Genomic DNA, 16878 nt, shown 5'->3' with positions numbered 1-16878 from the left:
GCGCTTTCGCGGCATATCCTTCCTCGCTGCGCTCCCTCGGTATTCCACGGTCGCTTGCACTCCCGCCAGCTCGCCCTAGCGGCGGTAAACCGCCTTCACGGCAAAGAAACGTGAGGGGTGTTTGAGAGGAGAAAGCAATGCGCAAGGTCAAGAACAGCGGGCCCCGCACGTGCCCCGAGGAGCGTCGCGCCCAGGCCGAAGAGCTGCAGGCATCGATCGTGACCGAAATCGAAAAACTGCGCGACAGCGGCGAATGGGAGCGGTACCTGACTTTCGTCCAGGCGTTTCATCAGTACTCGTTCAATAACCTCGTCCTGATCCTCACCCAGTGCCCCACCGCTACCCACATAGCCGGATTCCGCAAATGGCAGCAACTCGGACGACAGGTGCGCAAAGGAGAACGCGGGATCCGGATCTTCGGATTCCGGCAGAAGAAACTCAGTAGCGACGACTCAGGTGAAGGCGAGCAGGCCGAACCAAGCGAGAACAGCGAAAAGACCCTCACCTACTTCCCCATCCTGTCCGTGTTCGACCGGGCACAAACCGACCTTATCGACCCCACACAGCCCGACCCCGCCGAACTGGGCCACCGGCTCACCGGCGGCGACCCAGCAGGCATCTACGACACCACCGTCGACTACCTGACGTCAATCGGATGGACAGTAACCCGCGAAGCGATCCCCGGCGAGGCCAACGGATTCACCACCCGCGACGGGAGCACCCGCATCGTCGTTGACGCCAACCTCTCCCCCGCCCAAGCCGCCAAAACCATCCTCCACGAAGCCGGGCACGTCCTCCTCCACACCGACCAGGATCAAGGAACCCACATCGAGCATCGCGGGACCACCGAGACCGAAGCTGAGAGCGTCGCCCACATCGTCGCCGGGCTCCTCGGCCTCGACACCAGCGCATACAGCATCGGCTACGTCGCCGGCTGGAGCAACTGCGACGCCGACACCATCCGAACCACCGCCACCCGAGTACTCCGAGCAGCCCACACCCTCGCAGACGCCCTCACTGGCGACCCCGAACCGACAGAACCCAACTGATCCCCTGCACCCACCAGGGCCAGCAGAACCTTACATGCTGGCCCCGGTGGGCGCGGGCGAGCGGAGCCGCCGCAGGCGGCGCTCTGTCCCGGTCAGCCCAAGGGGCGGCCCGGACGTAGCTTTCGATCCGTGCCCTCGAACGGACGGCCCCCGTTGTACACGCGCTCCCGGCGGATGCACTCGTTCTCGATGAGTGTCGCGAGCATTCCACCGAAGGACACGTCGCCCTCATCCTCGCCCGTCAGCTTGAACATCGTCCGAGCCCGCATCCGCAGATCCGAGTCGAGCTCAAACGTGACCTTGATCTTATGCCGGCGTGGCTCCGGAGCATCGAACTCCTCCCCGGTTGACCTCTGCACACCGGCAGGCTGCTGCTCAGCAACCGGAGGGTGAGGAATGACGGGTGCCGTTGGGATGCTCGCAACCGGTTGAGCTACGAGAGGCTCGACGGCCGCAGTCTGCTCAGACTCGGCTTCGTAGGTCGACTGAGCGGGCGCCAGCGCGGACTCGATCGCCTGGATGCTCTCAGGCTCGGATTCTACGGCAACCGCGGGCCTGGAGGCTCGGGTCAGACCACGCGCCTTGCGCGGTGGCGGAGGCGGGCCGCCCACAAAACGGGACGCATCATCAGACATTCGTTTCCTCCGCTTCTGCTTCAGCCTCGAGCTCGGTCAACCGGGCCACCAGCTCCTGCGTGATGGCCTGCAAGTCATCAGCAACACTCTTCGAGGACGCAGGTCCCACCCGCTTCGCCGGCTCCCCCTTACGAAGTGACACCCACCACTTGTCGGCCTTCCGCACCTGCTCATCCAGTTCGTGCACAAGAACGCCCTTGTTCCGCGCCGAGTTCGCCACGGCCTCCGCATTGCGGACGAAATTGTCGAAGATCGACTTCTTGGCCGCGTCCCGCTCCTCAGAACCCGCATCATCGCTGACCAGCACCTCGACGATCTGCCCGATGAACTCTTCGCGCACCTTCACCGCCGACGTCGTCGATGAGAACAGCACAATGCCAAGCAGGTCAATGTCCGGATTCAGCTGATATATGGCGCTGAGGCGGTTCGCTGTCAGAGCCAGACCCTCCAGGCTCGCCCGGTCCGTTTTCACCGGAACTAAGACGTAGCGGGCCGCCGCCACAGCGGCAGACTGAATCACATCGCTACTCGGTGGGCAGTCGAGCAAGATGATGTCGTAATCGCCAGCGATAGGTTCCAGCGCCCGCGCAACCGACAGGCGGGCATCTCCCCTCTTCGACGCAGATGTTGGCTGTGGACCGTTCGCGTTCTCGAGCAGGCTGCCCCCCACGACGACATCCAGATTCGGTCGCACCTCGACTGGGTGCAGCTGCTCGTTCATGATCAGCGCTTTCAGTAGATTCGCGCCGTCATCATCCTTCTCCGTGTTCCTATATCCAAGATCCAGTCCGGCATTCCCCTGGTGGTCCAGATCAACGATCAGAACCCGCCATCCCGATGCCGCCAGGAGACCACCAACGTTCGTGGTCAGGGTCGTCTTGCCGACACCGCCCTTGTTGTTGATGACGGCAACGGTGCGTTGCAGAACACTCCGGTCTATCTCAGCCAAGGCGGTCTCCTAAACAAGTAATGCAAGTGATTCTGGCAATCCAGGTAAACCCAGGTTAGCAAGCAACGCTTGCAATGGTGGTATTTCAAGTTCGACCAGTTGTGGGCGCTCGCATCGATCTCAACGAGGTGTTAGCCGACCTTCCTCTCTCATAAATGCTGGTGTTTACGGTATTACCGGGAAAACAATATATGCAATCGAAACCAGTAACACGTGCAAAACCATAAAAACCAGTAATGCAACCAAAGGGTCATCCGGAAGGGCCGCCGCATTCTGGTGCGGAATTCGCTCAGAACGGACGAACAGAGGGCGCCATGGGTAGCCGGCCCATATCGAGGGTCAAATCGGCTCCAAGTACCGCCAGAGGCCGCAGAAACAGTCGCAAAAATTGGTGACTGCGTGCGCGTTTGGGAACCGCATGTTTGGAGGGATCGAGAGAGAATCGAACATCCGTTCGCCGCACGGGGGAGTGCTCGCGGTGAGCTTTCAGAAGTAATCGACACCCGCGCGTTCGAGTCCGTACTGTTGGGTCGCCCTGAAATTGACTGTCGAAGTCGGAGTCGGCGTCGAAGCGGTCGGCTACGGAGTGACCTTGGAGCCTACTTCCGCACTAGGAAACGCTGTCGCATGTTCGATCTCGTTCATGTCAAAGCGAGGCTCGCCACCGGAATCGAAGTTCTAGTCCGCGATGGGGGGATAGCCGCCGTCGCGATGTGGGAGCGCATGCATCCAGAGCATCGCCAAACCGGCCGACTCCAAGGCCGCCGTGGCGGTCTCAATGGCCGTGACCGAGTTGTGCCGACGGTGCTCTAGCTGTCCTGGGACATGACGATCCGGCCTTCGCCACCAAGTCTGCGGAGCGGTCGGAGTGAGGCGCGTACGTCTTCTCTGATCGCGTCCACCGGTTCCGTCGTGGATTCAGGGCGATGGTACGCCGCTGACCTTCGTTCGTTGCGTACTTCTGACCTAGTTGGACCGCTCGCCTCATTATGCCAACAGCTCGTCGGCATAATGAGCCGTATTCAGTTCTCTTCGATATCCCGTTCCAGCGCGGCTGCAAGTTGGGCGGCGTTGGGGAGGCGGCCTGCTCGCTCGCTGGGAGCGACTCGTATGTGTAGGTGGACGCCGCCATCGGTGAGTCTGTGCGTCCGAGCGAGCAGCGGACGGTGTGTTCGTTACGACTACCGCAGATCAGAATCCCTACCGTTGGTGCGTGGGTTTCGCGTCGCAGGCGGTCATCGACGAGAGCGACGTAGAAGCCGAGCTTGCCCGCGTACCCCGGCTGAAGCTTGCCGGTCTTGAGCTCGACGACCAGGTAGCGGATGAAGGCCGACGCGGAAAGCTAGGCCACGGGGGCGGATACCAAGCGATATCAGTTTCAGACCGATATCAATGTGAAAGCAGACTGAAGGCATGGGAGTGCGCGATGCAATCGACACCGGGGGAGTGCGGTCGGCACAGCGGCCGGACGCTAGCGGAGCCGCTGCGCGGCCCTGTAGAGCATGACTGTTCTTCACCTGTCTGGCCGTTCACCGTAGCTCGCTCCACGCCTCCTGTTCCGGGCTTTCGCGGCATATCCTCACTCGCTGCGCTCCCTCCGGTATTCCACAACCCGGCACTCAGGCGCTCCCGCTCACAAACGATTCCCTCTGCCAGACAGGCTCAAAAAAATGTTGGCGGGAAGGGGAGAGGCAATGGCTGAGACAACCGTCACGATCTACACCAAGCCCTCTTGCGTGCAGTGCGCTGCGACCAAAACGAAGCTGGACGCCAAGGGCATCAAGTGGTTCGAGTACGACGTGATCAAGATCGCAGCGGCGCTGGAGTACGCGACCGAAGAACTTGGCTATGCCCAAGCCCCTGTAGTCGTCGTCGACGACCAGAATCACTGGTCCGGATTGCGCCCCGACGTCATCGACAAGCTGTCCTCACCGCACGATAACCGAAGGAGAAGAACCAGTGTCCACACGTACCATCACCGGGAACCTGGCCGCCGACGTCGAGGTCGTCAAGGCCGGAAGCATCAACATCACGAAGCTGCGCGTAATCGAGAACACGGGGAGTACCGGGGAGGCAAGTACTTTGAGCACCCGGACGCCACCACGCATTTCGTCGAGGCCAAGTTCGAGCTGGGGGAGAACGCTGCGGCCACTCTGCACCGCGGAGACGCCGTAACCGTCGTGGGCCGTGAGTACGCGACGAGCTGGGGCCCGGAAGGGAGCAAGACCTACGGGCGCGTGTTCGAGGCCGACCGCATCGGCGTCGACCTCGGGCGCCAGGTCGCCCAGGGTCCGCCGCGTCACCCGCGAGGACGACGGCCAGTAGCCAACGTGATCGGTCGCGTTGTGCTCGTCTTCTCCGACGAGTTGGGCAGCGCCCGACGCGATGCTCTCTTAGCGGCCCTTGCCGCCTACGCCATCGCGCTCGAGCAGGATGCCGGCAGGGCCGGCGCCCGCAGCATGAAGGCGCGGCTTGCCCGCGAACTTCTCGTGGAGATAGAGCAGCAGCTCGACGCTAACCGCCCCAGATCCGGCACCGCCCCCGACCACCTCTCTCTTCCGGCCGGGGGCGTTGCTCTGCCCACATAATGGGGCCATGACCATCCCCGAGCCGATCCGCCTCTGGTGGTACGACGGCCCCGGGGTGCGCGTTATCCGCTACAGCTCCCGGCAATGGGGCATCTACGTTCTGGTCTGTGCTGCCATGATCGGCGCCATTTTCATCCCAGCCGAAAACAGCCTTTCCCAGGGCCTCCACGCCGTCGTGCCGGTCCCTGCCATACCGGCCGGCCTGTTCGCGCTGGCCTGCAACTGCGTCGCCAGTGCCCGCACGAGGCGCTTCCGAGCGGGTATCCGCTAACTCTTCCTCCCGGGATTCGTTTAATCGAACATGCCCTCTGATGTTGGGGGATGGGTCAGAACCGCCGCTATCCCGGCCACGCGATCGACCGCGAGATTGAAGAAGCCGTGACCCGGCCGCAGCCGGTGTCACTCACCGCCGCCGAGGTTGACGCTGAACGCCACCCGATCGTCACCCCGGCTAAGCCCGTACCCGTCGAGGCATGGGTGCGGTTCCATGAAGCGACCGTGCGGCCGCGCTGCGAGGCGATCGCGTGGAACGATTACGCCGTGCAGGTTCGGTGGACGATGCGGAACGGGCGAACCGTCAGCGCGTGGGTGTGGCGCTCAGCCGTCGGAACGCCGCCTGACTAAACCCGTACCCGCACAGCTCGACGTCTAAACAGCCGGAAGGAGGTTTCTCTTGGATGGCAGCACCGCTCCAGCGTTCTACCCCAGCTCAGAGGAGATGATCGCGCGCAGCGACGAGCTGTACCGGAAAGCCGACGCCATCCCGCCCGGCCGGTAGCGATGGGCCGATGGCGTCGAGGTCACCGATCACCCCGAGCTATGGACGGATCGGGACCGCTTGCCGCACCGCGGCATGAACCCGATCGTCTGGGGGAGGATCCAGCGCGACGTCGACGGTCTGACTGTCGACTACGCCGTGAACGCCGCCGGCCACGCCAACGCGGAAGAAGCCGCGCGATCGGTCATCCCCGACGGCTGGACGCTCGTGGGGATCCGCACGCAGCGTCGAATAACCTAGTCAGCGCTCGACACGGTAGGAAAGCACCTGGTAGCCCTCAGACGCCTGCGCGTTCGCCGCTTCCCGAGCCGATTCGTAGTCCGGGGCGCGAGTTGATCGACCTGACACTGGTCGAGCCCATCGTCATCGAGATATCCGCTGATACCGCCTGGTCGGGCAGGTCCTTCCGGTACCTCGTGCGCTACGTCAGAACACGACTCGAACTGCAGCCAGCGGACGTCACCCCGCCCGCTCCGCCAGCGCCGCCAAGGCCTCGTCAGGAGAATTGAACTCACCAAGCTCGAACAGCCGAACCGTTTCGCCTGCATCATCAGCATGGCTGAGGCGGTAGCCGGCGCCCTCGCGCTCAATCCGCCACGGTGTTTCGACTAGTGCATCGCCGACCTCTTCGACCACCCCGTAGTGGTGGTCTTCGATGCCTCGGGCCAGGAACAACATCGCCCGACTGTAGGGCGTATGCGGGCGACCCGATATTTCGGGCCGCCCGGCAAAGAAACACTTAGCCCCAGCTCATCAATAGAACTGGGCAGGGAAGGTAGTGCCCACGAAGACGTAGGCCAGCTTCTTGAATGCCTCCGAGCGCCTACCTGCCTTCTCGAGCTCAATGGCATCCGCAACCCGCTTCGCGTCAGCAGCGAGCATCGTAACGGCGGTCGAGCGGTAGTTTTCCGTCGATGCAGCGCGGAACCGGCCTGTTACCCCTGTGGGGTCGTTCATGTCAGCCAAATTGCTGTTGGCTAGATCACGAATCAAATAGGCGAAGTCGAGATATGGAATGAACGACGATTCCTTTGACATTCGCTGCGCCGCTCGCATCTCCAGGTAGAAGGACGAGACTTTGGCTCCGCTGGTGTTGGCGTACTTCCAGGTCTTCACGAGCCGAGCAAGACCCTTCGCGCCGCCCTGAGGAGATCGATTTTCGTCCGTAACGTAAGCGAGATGCGCGGAGGGAGCGGTCTCTATCCATCCTCCGCCAGGCGCGGGAATGCTGTAGACGGAGTGGTTACCGTTTGAGCGCTCGTAATAGCCGGGAATTACTTCCCAACGCTCATCGCCGCCTGCGAAATCGACGACCACGGCGGGACGGCTAACCCGAATCGGAGTGAACGGGAAAGACCAGGCAAGCGCACTTCGGACTCGTTCGAGTGCGGTGTCGGAGCTTGCGGGGCGGCCCCCGCCGAGACTGACTAGGACGTCCACATCAGAATGCCCTCGAACTGCCGTCCCGTGACGGAAGGAACCGGTCTCTCGTAGTCCAAAATTCTCTAGTTGGGAGAGGGACTTCTCGATAGAAGCACGGTGCCGAGCCGCGGCTGATCGCTCACCTTCCGTCGGCACCTTTCTTGAGAGCAGTGTCTCGAAGGCGGTTGCGATCGTGCGCTCGGGCATCAGTCCGCCGTCTCATCGACGATGACCGTTTGCCCACCGGCTTTGATATTGCGACCGGCTTTGCGGTATGCCCGAGGAGAGATGGGCTCAGCGGACCTGTTCTGCTCGTCCATCCGCTCTGTCAGGCCCTGCAAGATGGCGCGGCCATCTTCGACATTCATCCAGGGTGTGTCGACCAGGCGAGCCCGGCGCGCAGCATTCTGCAGTTCGAGGTATGCATTCGCTGCGGCTGTTGCCACTGTCGCGCGTTGAGAGGCGTTTACGACAGTGAGAACTGCGCCTCCGGCGGCGGCAAAGAGTGCGAGCACTCCTCCTAGGAGGTCGAGGCCGGAGGAGGCAAGAACTAGAGCCCCAGATATTGCGGCAGATCCCGCGGCAAGGGACCCGAGCCAGAGATTTAGCCGTTGCCAGCCCTTCGCTTGCTCGAACTGGCCTTGTGCGCTCCACATGGTGCGGTTCTCGACCTCTGCGAGCTCACGCAGCAGCGCCCGACGTTGCGTGCTGTCGTCGCCATCCATAGCGAGAGAGTAGCGGTACGACGAGAACATATCCGGGCCAACGCGCGCGGTGGGGCAAAGCACCATTTAGTGAGCTGAAGGCGACGATTGATCTTCTGCTCCGTATGGAGTCGGGCCGCTTTCCGCAACATGGCCGGCGCGCTTTCGAGTCCGCGCCGCCGTAAACGATCGGTTCTGCACTAGCGGTGGTGTCGGAAGTAGCTGCCAGGCTGACCCTATGACTGCGCGTAAAGGTCTTTCCCCGCTCGTGTCGCTTGCGACGTCGATGCACTCTCAGCCCGGCGTCTACTCGGTCCTTCTTGGTTCCGGTGTTTCGACTGGGGCGGGTCTCCTCACCGGGTGGGGTGTGGTGCGGGAGCTTGTCGCTCGTGCCGCAGCCGCCGCCAGTCCCGACGATGACAACGCCGTCGCCGCTGCGCGAGCCGACCCTGAGGCATGGTGGGCGCAGCATGGCGATGGAGAACTCGGCTACGCCTCCCTCCTTGAGCAGTTAGCTCCCTCCGCTGCCGCCAGACAAGGCCTGCTTGCAGGCTTCTTCGAGCCCACCGCTGATGAGGACACCCCACCACGACAGCCGAGCAAAGCCCACCACGCGATCGCGAAGCTGGTGCGCCGGGGATCTGTAAAGGTCATTGTCACAACCAACTTTGACCGGCTCATGGAACAGGCTCTCGACGCCGTGGGCATATCCCCGCAAGTCATCTCCCGCCCAGAAGCGGTAAACGGCATGGCGCCCCTTGCACACGCAAAAGTAACTCTTCTCAAGCTTCACGGCGACTATCTCGACCTCGGCACCCGAAACACCCCCACCGAACTATCGGAGTATCCCGCCGAATGGACCGAGCTCCTTCACCAGATCTTTGATGAATACGGACTGATCGTCTCCGGCTGGTCGGCAGACTGGGACGTTGCCCTCGTTCGGTCATTGGAGGAGTCGACGTCGCGCCGCTATCCGCTGTTCTGGGACCAGCGCAGCAGCCGCGGCGAAGCTGCCACGAGGCTCATCGCGGGTCGCGGCGGTATTGTCCTGCCCGTCTCGAGCGCCGACGACTTGTTCACCGAATTGCTTGAGAGCCTCGAGGCTTTGGATCGCTTGTCAGCACCGCCTCTCACTACGGCAATGGCGATCGCGCGGCTGAAGCGATATCTGCCGGACCCGGTCCGGCGTATCGACCTCCACGACTTGGTGATGGGCATCGTAGACGATGTCGTCGAGGCAATCGCTGACTCGCCGCAGGGCGTTTCAGACAGCGGGCAGATCACGTTCGAAATGCTCGACTCCACCATCGACGGTCATCTTCGTTCGATGGATCAGCTAGCGCCAATGCTCATCGAAGGTGTGCGACACGACCCGGAGGGCATTCACGATTCTCTGTGGGTCGATGTGGTGCAGCGCTTGGTAGATGCGGCAACGGCCTACCCCTCCAGTTACGTTCCAGCGCTGCATTCCTTGAGGCGTATCCCCGCCTTCGTTGCCCTTGCCGTGGTCTCCATCACAGCAACGCGGCGAAACCGCGAAGACCTATTGCTATCAATTGTCTCCAATGTCGAGGCCCAGAACCGGCCAGGCGGCGGGGAAGCTAGGGACGCGGCGGAGACCCTTCACTACTTACGTCTGGCTGAGTCGGACCATGTGAAGCAGTTGCCTCGATGGGGCGGCGTTCGATGGATGTACCCCACCAGCCATCTCATGAAAACCGAGATCCGCCACTTCTTCACAGAGTTCATCCCCGCGGATGATGACTTTGACGCCGCCTATCACGGGTTCGAATACCGTCTGAGCCTTCTCCAGCAGCACCTCCGTGACGGAGGTGTCTATCGTCACAACGCGATGAGCGGCGAGTTTGTCGGTGAGAGGGCTTGGTACGGCAACCAGCTGCTCCCTGAAACGGATTTCCGCCGCATGATCGAACGCGGTCACGCAGCGGTGTGGGTGTCATTTTTCGGCACGCCGGAAGCAATGGATGCGGCGCTAATCAATCAGGTCGAGATCCTCAAGGGGTACCGCCGGCACTATTAGGCCGCACGCTCATGGGCACGCCCTGTCACACCCCACGGTGCGAAAACGATCGTTTGTCGGCAGGTCGACCTCGACCGGCTTCAGCCTTGAATTCCCGCGGGCGGCCGTCTGTTCAAAACCCGTTGCCGAAATCAAATCTACCGAAACTGCCTCCTAGAGGTTTTTGGACAGATCGGGTAGAATGTTAACAACCAGATTGGAGCCGTCATGAGCATTGCGCACGCACGTACAGCACCCGCCGCCGACGAGGCCGACGTCGAGCGCCGGATGAGCTTCGCTGACGCCGCTCTCGGCGCCGCCGGCCACGAGGTCACCGACCCCACCGTGCGAGCGATCAGCCGGCGCCTAGCCGCGGGTGAGGTCACGGGGGATGAGGCTGCAGCGCTCGTGAAGTCGCAGCTTCTCGGCGCCCGCTAACCGTGGCAAAGGAGTTTCGTACCTGGGATGACTATTTCATCCCAGGTACTTCCGTTTTAAAGAACGTCGAGGGCATCACCGATGGCGACCAGCTGCGCCGCTACGAGGAAGCCCAGGCGCACGTGCGGCTCGTCGAGCTGGCCGACGCACCTCTACCGGCAGCGTTCGATTACGACCACATGAAGGCCATCCACCGGCACATCTTCCAAGACGTTTACGAATGGGCGGGGGAGGAGCGAGTGGGCCCGGACGGGTTCATGAACAAGGAGGGCCACCTGTACTACGCGGCCGGCCCCGCCCTGACCGAGGCGGCGCACGCGGAGTACGGCAAGCTCGAAAGCAAGGACTTCCTCCGTGGCCTCGGCAAGGTCGAATTCGTCGACGAGCTCGCAGAGCGGTGGGGTGAGTTGAATGTCATCCATAGCTTCCGTGAGGGCAACACCCGAACGCAGTTCGTGTTCTTCTCCCAGCTCGCAGAGAACGCCGGCTACCGGATCGACACGGACGCCTTCAAAGTCGGCTCGCCGCTGCGCGACGAGTTCGTGGCGGCACGGTTCCACAGCCAGGACACCGGCAGCAACGGTCGGCTGGCCGCGGTCCTCTCAAAGGCGGTCGAGCCTATTCAGAGCGGACCGGCCACGCCGCCACCGCTCGACCCTGAGCTGCAGCGCATCGTCGACCTGAACAAGCGGAATTTCCCCACGAGTGCGACGGAGATCCGCGCCCCCGAACCGGGCAGCTCGACACCTGGGCGCGGGCACCTCCCGCCGCGGCAGGGACTTAGCATCGATCACGGATACGGAAGGTAGGAGCTCGTGGCCGTCGTCGGATACACCCGCGTTTCGACCCAGGAGCAGAATCTCCACTCACAGATCGACGCCTTAAAAGCGGCCGGCGCCGACCCTATCTTTTCCGACAAGCTCATCGGCAAGAACGCCGCCCGCCCCGGCCTGATCGACGCGAAAAAGTTCCTCCGTACGGGAGACACCCTTCTGGTGTACTCGACCGACCGGCTCGGCCGGTCGATGATCGACGTCGTGACGATCGTCACGGAGCTGGGGGAGCGGGGCGTGGAATTCAAATCGCTCACCGAACCCTTCGACACCACCACCCCAGGCGGCGAGCTGTTCTTCCACATCTGCGCCGCTTTCGCGCAGATGAACGGGCGCATCATCTCCGATCGCACCCGCGCCGGCCTGGCCGCTGCCAAGGCCCGCGGCCGCAGCGGCGGCCGACCCACGGTCATGACGCCGGAGCGAATCGCGCTCGCCCGTAGGATGCGCGCCGACACGCCTCGAGCGACATGGGAGACGATCGCAGCCGCCCTCGGCGTCGGCGTCTCTAGCGTCCGCCGGGCCCTCGAGCGGGACGACGATGACGGTGCGGCGGTAGCGAGCTGATGGGCGCTCTCACCCAGCTTCCCGAGTGGCCGTGCCCAGAGCCGTGGTGCGACACCGTGTGCGTCGGAGACACTCTCGGCGCGGCGGCGATGAAGCTCTACGAGCACGGTCAGGACGTACACGGTGTGGCGGTCGCGATGTGTGCTGAGTCCGCACCGGTGGGCGACGGGCGGTGCGTGCTCCCGGCTGATCACACATCTTCGCACGAGACTTTCACCGACCCGATGACGTGGGGCCGGTCAGCCTCCGTCGATGCCAGCCCAGGGTCAAGGCCGTCAGAAGCGGTAGAGGCGCCGCGGGGTCAGCTTTCGTCGAGCTGAATGGGTTCGAGTAGTGCCGGGTCGTCCCACTCTGGCCGGGCGCGCACATTGTTGATCGCCTTGCTCACGGGATACGTCGTGATCGTGGACGCCACCTGCTCAGAGGACGCCTTCAACATCTCGAGCGCCTCGGCCGGCTCCGCGAGATCATTCGGGGCGAGCCAGGTATCCCATGTCTCGGGGGTCAGGAAAGCAGGCATCCGGTCATGGATCTCACCCGACGCATCTCGCGCTTCCCGGGTGATGATCGCGAACCGCACGTCCCAATCATCTCCGCTCTTGACCGGCACATAGATGCAGGCTGCCGAGAGCAAATCGGCATCGGAGTGGATGAAGTACGGCTGCTTCTTCCCGGCGATGGTCTTCCACTCGTAGTAGCCGAGCATTGGCACGATCGCCCGTCGGCCGATGAAGGACTTCTTCCAGAGGTTCGAGCTCGTGAGGTTCTCGATCCTGGCGTTGATCTGCGGCGCTGGCGTCTTCAACCATGGTGGGCGGAAGTCCCAGATGGCGTCCCAGTCGACCTCGCGTCCGATCTCCCCCGTGTCGTCGTCGACGCGGTCGCGGATGATGACCGACGGGTTCGTGGGGGCGACGTTGTAGTTCGCCGCCCAGTCGGAAGGGCGCCAGTCCTGCGGCTTCCCACCGGCGTGGACGTAGTCGCTGATGGCCTCATTGACCTTGCCGTCGATCGCGAATCGCCCGCACATGCGTCCCACCGTACAACTCGCATAGCGGCTACTGCGTAGCAGCGTCGACGGAGCGACGCCGTATGGGCGCCGGCGCGGCCGGCGGCAGCCCTTATGGGTTTCTGTGCATCTCCGGGTGGAGACCGTAGTTCGCTCCCGCGTCTGCGTTCCGGGCTTTCGCGGCATATCCTCCCGGGCTGTGCCTGGTCCGGTATTCCACGTCCCGGCACTTCGACGCTCCCGCTCTCACCGGTTCTTCCCGCGGAGACGCACAGAAGAACGATCAGCCAACACTGAGGGAGAACAGATCATGTCGGACATCATCACCATCACTGGGACAGTCGCCACCGACCCCCGCCACATCGTCACCCAGGCGGGCCTGGACGTGTCGAGCTTCCGGCTCGCATCCACCCACCGCCGCTTCGATGCCACCAGCCAGACCTGGGTGGACTCGGACACGAACTGGTTCACCGTCACGGGGTTCCGTCAGCTCGCCGTGAACGCCACCGGCAGCCTCCGCCGGGGTGAGCACGTGATCGTCACCGGGAAGCTTCGCGTCCGCGCCTGGGAGCAGGACGGAAAGACCGGCACCAACGTCGAGATCGAAGCCGGCGCCATCGGACACGACCTCAGCTGGGGCACCACCGTTCACACCAAGAACCCTCGTCGTGAAGACGCCACCGACAGCACCGACACGGTCGACACTCCGACCGGCCAGCACTGACACCACCCAAGGGGGCGCACCAGCGCGCCCCCTTCCTACTCTTTCGAAAGGAACAGTCATGACTAACCTGCCCAACCCCATCCGGGCCACTCACGTCGACCTCTCGCAGACACCCGCTCGAGCCCACGATGCGGTCGACGCTATCCGTCGCGCAGCACCTGCCCCGCTATCGCATAGTGATGCCGTGATCGCGCGTGTCGCATGGTCGGTGATCGTCGAGCCGGGCGACGTCGACGCCGGAACCCTCATCCGACAGCACGGCCCAGTGGCCGCGCTCCGCCTGCTGCTGAACCCGTCAGAGGTTGACGTTCCGGCGCGGCTCATCGAACAAGTGGGGCGGCAATACAACCCGTCCAGGGTCGCCCGCAGACTCACTCTCACTGACCAGCACGAATTCAGCATCCTGACGCCCGAGGATGACGCCTGGCCCGCCGCGCTCCACGACCTCGGAGACGCGGCACCGCTGCTGCTGTGGTGCGACGGCAACCCCGACGTGCTGAACGCAGAGCGGGTGACCGCGATCGCAGGATCAAGGGCTGCCACGAGTTACGGCGAGCATGTCGCCCTCTCCATCACCACCGACCTCGTCGCGGCCGGGCACGCGATTGTCACCGGGGCGGCGTATGGCATCGACGGGATGGCGACCCGCGCCACACTTGCAAACTCGGGAACACCCATCGTCGTTCTCGCCGGAGGAGTTGACCGCCCTTACCCCGCGGGGCACCACGATCTCATCGCCCGCGTCGCCGCCCGTGGTGGCGTGGTGATCAGTGAGCTTCCGCCGTCGTCCGCGCCTACTCGATGGAAGTTTTTGCAGCGGAACCGCATTATCGCGGCCCTGTCTCACCAGGTCGTCATCGTCGAAGCCGGGGCGCGCTCGGGCACCCTCAACGCCGCGGGACACGCCAACGCCATCGGACGTCCTGTGTTCGCGATCCCAGGCCCCATCACCTCGGCCACCAGTGCCGGGTGCCACCGGCTGATCCAGGACGGCCATGCCCGCCTGGCCGTCAGCGCCATCGACCTCGACGTCCGGTGATGGCGGCGGCCGGCCCCACCCCGGGGACCGGCCGTGAGGGGCGGACCCCTCACACACCCCCGCGCAGGCCGAACAACCTGGCGTAGACCGGGCGACCCTGTCGGGGTTACGTTCGGTTCGTGGACGAGGAGATCGAGCGGCCGGCACCGGAGTGCCCACTGTGTGGTGCCCGGATGGTGTGGCACCCGTATGTGACTGAGTCCACTGTCCTTGATGGGTACCGCTGCGGGTGCTTCGAGGGAGGCTGGCGCTTCGCCTAACCGGCCGCCCCAGGGTCTTGGCTCAGGCTGGTGAGGAAGTTCTGCCACCCGGCGTTGGCGTCGTCGGTGGATGGGTAGTTGCCGAGCCAGTAGTCGCCTTCGGGGAGGCCCTGCAGTTTCATGCGGACGTGGAGGGTGACAGTGGTCCCGGCGTCGCTGAAGCGTGGGGTGAGGGCGGTGATGTGTTCCGGGTTGAACCAGAACGCTGCTGTCCCTGCAGGCTTGCCCTTCGCGGGCAGCCACACCAACTGCACCATCACCCCACCCCCTCCATGGTCACGATAACGGGCCACGCTCCGGCCAATCCAGATCGGGGCGTACGTCGTCGTCGCGCGGTTCAGTTGTTGGGGGTGATGGTTGGTCCGGCTTTCGCGCGTGCGAGGTCGAGGCCGATGTGTTGTGCGTCGATGATGCGACCGTAGTGACGGTTGGTGTCCTCGCCCCAGGACTCGGTGTGTTCGGAGCCGATGACGATGACGGCGTCGCCTTTGTTGAGGGAAGCGAGAGCGTTCTGGCCGAGCTCGAAGCGTGCTTGGATGCGGTGGGTGGTGGGGGTGTCGTGGGCGACCCATTCGCCTCGGCGGTAGTCGCCGGTGTTCTCGATGACCCGAAACGACACGATCTCGATCGTGCCAGCGGTGACCGCTTCCGGGTCGGCGGCGAGGTTTCCCGTGATGGTGCGTGTGGACATGATGGTTCTCCTATCGAGTGGTGGTGGCGTACGCGTGGAGCACGAACGTGTTGTAGCGGATGGTGCGGGGGCCGAGGGTGTGGAACGCGGGGCCTTTGTCCTGGGCGCGCCACCGTCGAAGCTCGGTGACCGTGCAGCCGAGGACGGCGGCCGCCATGTTTGGTGTGAGCAGGAGGGGCGTGGTGGGGGCGTTCATGCGGCGATCACTTTGACGAGTTCGTCGATCTTGTCGGGACGGAACCCCGACCAGTGGAACCCGGTGGTGACGACTACCGGTGCCTGCAGGTAGCCGAGCTGCTTGACGTGCTCGAGCGCGTCCATGTCGGTGCTGAGGTCCACGACCTCGTAAGCGATGGCCTTGGTGTCGAGTGCACGCTTCGTCGCGGTGCATTGAACGCAGGCCGGCTTGATGTAGAGCGTGACGGTGGTATCCATCGGTGGTGCTCCTCTCCCTCTTCAACTCATTGCCTTTTGGCACCCGCCAAAAAACTCGTCGGAGGCGCGGAGGCAAGGGACCGTGGAATACCGGAGCGCAGCGAAGCGGAGTGAGGATATGCCGCGAAAGCCCTTGCCGGAGAGCAGCCGGCGCGTACGCTCACCCGGTGCAAAAGGCAACGTGTTGCCGCACGACAAAGCCCCGCCGAGAGCGAAGCTCGACGGGGCTTTGTCAGCAGAACGGAGAGCCGAAGGCTCACACCTCAGACGTGGTGGACGCGGATGCTCGGGACCGGGCACGGCGGCCGACCTGACCCGGTGCACGGACACCCGTCGCCCGAAGCTCCTTCTCTGACCAACCCGCTTTCAGCGCCGCGGTCCACGCCGACTCATGCGCGGTCGCCGCGTCCTTAGCAGCGAGTTCGGCTGCGTCAGCGGTGTTCGCTGCCTCCGCCAGCAGTCGAACCACCTCGACCTTCGCGTTCACTTCCGCTTCGATGAGGGCGCGCGCCTTATCGGCGGCGTCTTGGGCATTCACCAGTGCATCACTCATACCTCGAGATTAACTGGCTGCGAGCCATGTCACTACGTGCAGAATGGCACCCACCGGGTGCAGGCCCGCTGTGCGAGGGCGCTCCATCGGGGCGGAGTCCTAGACGGAGCAAGCTATGAAGTTACCCAGGGTAACTTGCTCGTTCCTCTCGACGCCGCAGCGTTCTCGTGGGCATACTGGACGT

General features: G+C 63.6%; 22 protein-coding genes and 1 pseudogene. 11 read left to right on the top strand and 12 right to left on the bottom strand.

Going from position 1 to position 16878, the window contains the following annotated elements; all coding sequences use genetic code 11:
* Nucleotides 1–137: 137 nt before the first annotated feature.
* The gene (locus tag HQQ85_RS20120) at nt 138–1049 is read left to right on the top strand and encodes an ArdC-like ssDNA-binding domain-containing protein (protein WP_173184538.1); all 912 of its coding nucleotides are present in this window, start codon (nt 138–140) and stop codon (nt 1047–1049) included.
* A 92-nt stretch (nt 1050–1141) separates the two neighbouring features.
* Here HQQ85_RS20120 and HQQ85_RS21255 read toward each other — a convergent pair whose 3' ends face one another.
* The 3 genes from HQQ85_RS21255 to HQQ85_RS20105 all read right to left on the bottom strand — a co-directional run bounded on the left by HQQ85_RS21255 (nt 1142) and on the right by HQQ85_RS20105 (nt 3948).
* Nucleotides 1142–1408 (bottom strand): hypothetical protein, encoded by a 267-nt coding sequence (locus HQQ85_RS21255; RefSeq protein ID WP_173184536.1) that lies wholly within the window; start codon nt 1406–1408, stop codon nt 1142–1144.
* Between the two features lie 268 nt (nt 1409–1676).
* Entirely contained in the window at nt 1677–2633 is a 957-nt protein-coding gene (locus tag HQQ85_RS20110) for a ParA family protein (protein ID WP_173184534.1), read from the bottom strand.
* A 775-nt stretch (nt 2634–3408) separates the two neighbouring features.
* Nucleotides 3409–3948: a PDDEXK nuclease domain-containing protein gene (locus tag HQQ85_RS20105; protein ID WP_173184722.1), complete on the bottom strand. Its 540-nt coding sequence runs from the start codon at nt 3946–3948 to the stop codon at nt 3409–3411.
* Between the two features lie 379 nt (nt 3949–4327).
* Between HQQ85_RS20105 and HQQ85_RS21250 the strand changes: the two are divergent.
* From HQQ85_RS21250 to HQQ85_RS20085, 4 genes and pseudogenes are all read left to right on the top strand, one after another.
* Nucleotides 4328–4564, top strand: a pseudogene (locus HQQ85_RS21250) (glutaredoxin family protein); the annotation flags it as partial.
* Nucleotides 4565–5228: 664 nt separating this feature from the next.
* On the top strand, nt 5229–5492 hold the full coding sequence (locus HQQ85_RS20095; protein ID WP_173184533.1) for a hypothetical protein: 264 nt from the start codon (nt 5229–5231) through the stop codon (nt 5490–5492).
* 50 nt (nt 5493–5542) lie between these two features.
* Nucleotides 5543–5845, top strand: coding sequence for a hypothetical protein (locus HQQ85_RS20090; RefSeq protein ID WP_173184531.1), 303 nt, complete (start codon nt 5543–5545; stop codon nt 5843–5845).
* Between the two features lie 229 nt (nt 5846–6074).
* The gene (locus tag HQQ85_RS20085; RefSeq protein ID WP_173184529.1) at nt 6075–6239 is read left to right on the top strand and encodes a hypothetical protein; all 165 of its coding nucleotides are present in this window, start codon (nt 6075–6077) and stop codon (nt 6237–6239) included.
* Between the two features lie 219 nt (nt 6240–6458).
* On the opposite strand, the gene HQQ85_RS20080 is transcribed toward HQQ85_RS20085, so the two are convergent.
* The 3 genes from HQQ85_RS20080 to HQQ85_RS20070 all read right to left on the bottom strand — a co-directional run bounded on the left by HQQ85_RS20080 (nt 6459) and on the right by HQQ85_RS20070 (nt 8146).
* Nucleotides 6459–6677 carry a hypothetical protein gene (locus HQQ85_RS20080; RefSeq protein ID WP_173184527.1) on the bottom strand — a complete coding sequence of 73 codons (219 nt, stop codon included), beginning with the start codon at nt 6675–6677 and terminating at the stop codon, nt 6459–6461.
* 75 nt (nt 6678–6752) lie between these two features.
* Nucleotides 6753–7628 (bottom strand): nucleotidyltransferase, encoded by an 876-nt coding sequence (locus HQQ85_RS20075; RefSeq protein WP_173184525.1) that lies wholly within the window; start codon nt 7626–7628, stop codon nt 6753–6755.
* Complete coding sequence (locus HQQ85_RS20070; protein ID WP_173184523.1) at nt 7628–8146, bottom strand: SLATT domain-containing protein; 519 nt, start codon at nt 8144–8146, stop codon at nt 7628–7630. The genes HQQ85_RS20075 and HQQ85_RS20070 overlap by 1 nt, the downstream gene beginning before the upstream one ends.
* Nucleotides 8147–8363: 217 nt before the next feature.
* Here HQQ85_RS20070 and HQQ85_RS20065 point away from each other — a divergent pair, with 217 nt between their 5' ends.
* The 4 genes from HQQ85_RS20065 (at nt 8364) to HQQ85_RS20050 (ending at nt 11983) form a co-directional block, all read left to right on the top strand.
* Nucleotides 8364–10166, top strand: coding sequence for an SIR2 family protein (locus HQQ85_RS20065; protein ID WP_173184521.1), 1803 nt, complete (start codon nt 8364–8366; stop codon nt 10164–10166).
* Between the two features lie 207 nt (nt 10167–10373).
* Nucleotides 10374–10583 (top strand): hypothetical protein, encoded by a 210-nt coding sequence (locus HQQ85_RS20060; RefSeq protein WP_173184471.1) that lies wholly within the window; start codon nt 10374–10376, stop codon nt 10581–10583.
* Between the two features lie 2 nt (nt 10584–10585).
* Nucleotides 10586–11392 carry a Fic family protein gene (locus HQQ85_RS20055; protein ID WP_173184520.1) on the top strand — a complete coding sequence of 269 codons (807 nt, stop codon included), beginning with the start codon at nt 10586–10588 and terminating at the stop codon, nt 11390–11392.
* 6 nt (nt 11393–11398) lie between these two features.
* Complete coding sequence (locus HQQ85_RS20050; RefSeq protein ID WP_173184519.1) at nt 11399–11983, top strand: recombinase family protein; 585 nt, start codon at nt 11399–11401, stop codon at nt 11981–11983.
* 301 nt (nt 11984–12284) lie between these two features.
* On the opposite strand, the gene HQQ85_RS20045 is transcribed toward HQQ85_RS20050, so the two are convergent.
* Nucleotides 12285–13013, bottom strand: coding sequence for an SOS response-associated peptidase (locus tag HQQ85_RS20045; RefSeq protein ID WP_254069637.1), 729 nt, complete (start codon nt 13011–13013; stop codon nt 12285–12287).
* A gap of 289 nt (nt 13014–13302) precedes the next feature.
* Here HQQ85_RS20045 and HQQ85_RS20040 point away from each other — a divergent pair, with 289 nt between their 5' ends.
* Both HQQ85_RS20040 and dprA read left to right on the top strand, forming a co-directional pair.
* Nucleotides 13303–13716, top strand: a complete 414-nt coding sequence (locus HQQ85_RS20040; RefSeq protein ID WP_173184517.1) for a single-stranded DNA-binding protein — start codon at nt 13303–13305, stop codon at nt 13714–13716.
* Nucleotides 13717–13774: 58 nt separating this feature from the next.
* Nucleotides 13775–14755: a DNA-processing protein DprA gene (dprA, locus tag HQQ85_RS20035; protein WP_173184516.1), complete on the top strand. Its 981-nt coding sequence runs from the start codon at nt 13775–13777 to the stop codon at nt 14753–14755.
* Between the two features lie 256 nt (nt 14756–15011).
* Here dprA and HQQ85_RS20030 read toward each other — a convergent pair whose 3' ends face one another.
* The 5 genes from HQQ85_RS20030 to HQQ85_RS20010 all read right to left on the bottom strand — a co-directional run bounded on the left by HQQ85_RS20030 (nt 15012) and on the right by HQQ85_RS20010 (nt 16694).
* The gene (locus tag HQQ85_RS20030) at nt 15012–15272 is read right to left on the bottom strand and encodes a hypothetical protein (RefSeq protein WP_173184515.1); all 261 of its coding nucleotides are present in this window, start codon (nt 15270–15272) and stop codon (nt 15012–15014) included.
* Between the two features lie 80 nt (nt 15273–15352).
* The gene (locus HQQ85_RS20025; RefSeq protein WP_173184513.1) at nt 15353–15706 is read right to left on the bottom strand and encodes a single-stranded DNA-binding protein; all 354 of its coding nucleotides are present in this window, start codon (nt 15704–15706) and stop codon (nt 15353–15355) included.
* Between the two features lie 10 nt (nt 15707–15716).
* Nucleotides 15717–15902, bottom strand: coding sequence for an AlpA family transcriptional regulator (locus HQQ85_RS20020; RefSeq protein WP_173184511.1), 186 nt, complete (start codon nt 15900–15902; stop codon nt 15717–15719).
* Nucleotides 15899–16141, bottom strand: a complete 243-nt coding sequence (gene nrdH / locus HQQ85_RS20015; RefSeq protein ID WP_173184509.1) for a glutaredoxin-like protein NrdH — start codon at nt 16139–16141, stop codon at nt 15899–15901. Before nrdH ends, HQQ85_RS20020 begins: the two co-directional genes overlap by 4 nt.
* Nucleotides 16142–16397: 256 nt before the next feature.
* Nucleotides 16398–16694: a hypothetical protein gene (locus HQQ85_RS20010; RefSeq protein WP_173184507.1), complete on the bottom strand. Its 297-nt coding sequence runs from the start codon at nt 16692–16694 to the stop codon at nt 16398–16400.
* Between the last annotated feature and the right edge of the window lie 184 nt (nt 16695–16878).

It is taken from the genome of Herbiconiux sp. VKM Ac-2851, assembly GCF_013205105.1.
GTDB lineage: Bacteria > Actinomycetota > Actinomycetes > Actinomycetales > Microbacteriaceae > Herbiconiux > Herbiconiux flava.
This window is presented reverse-complemented; position numbering and strand designations above follow the sequence as displayed.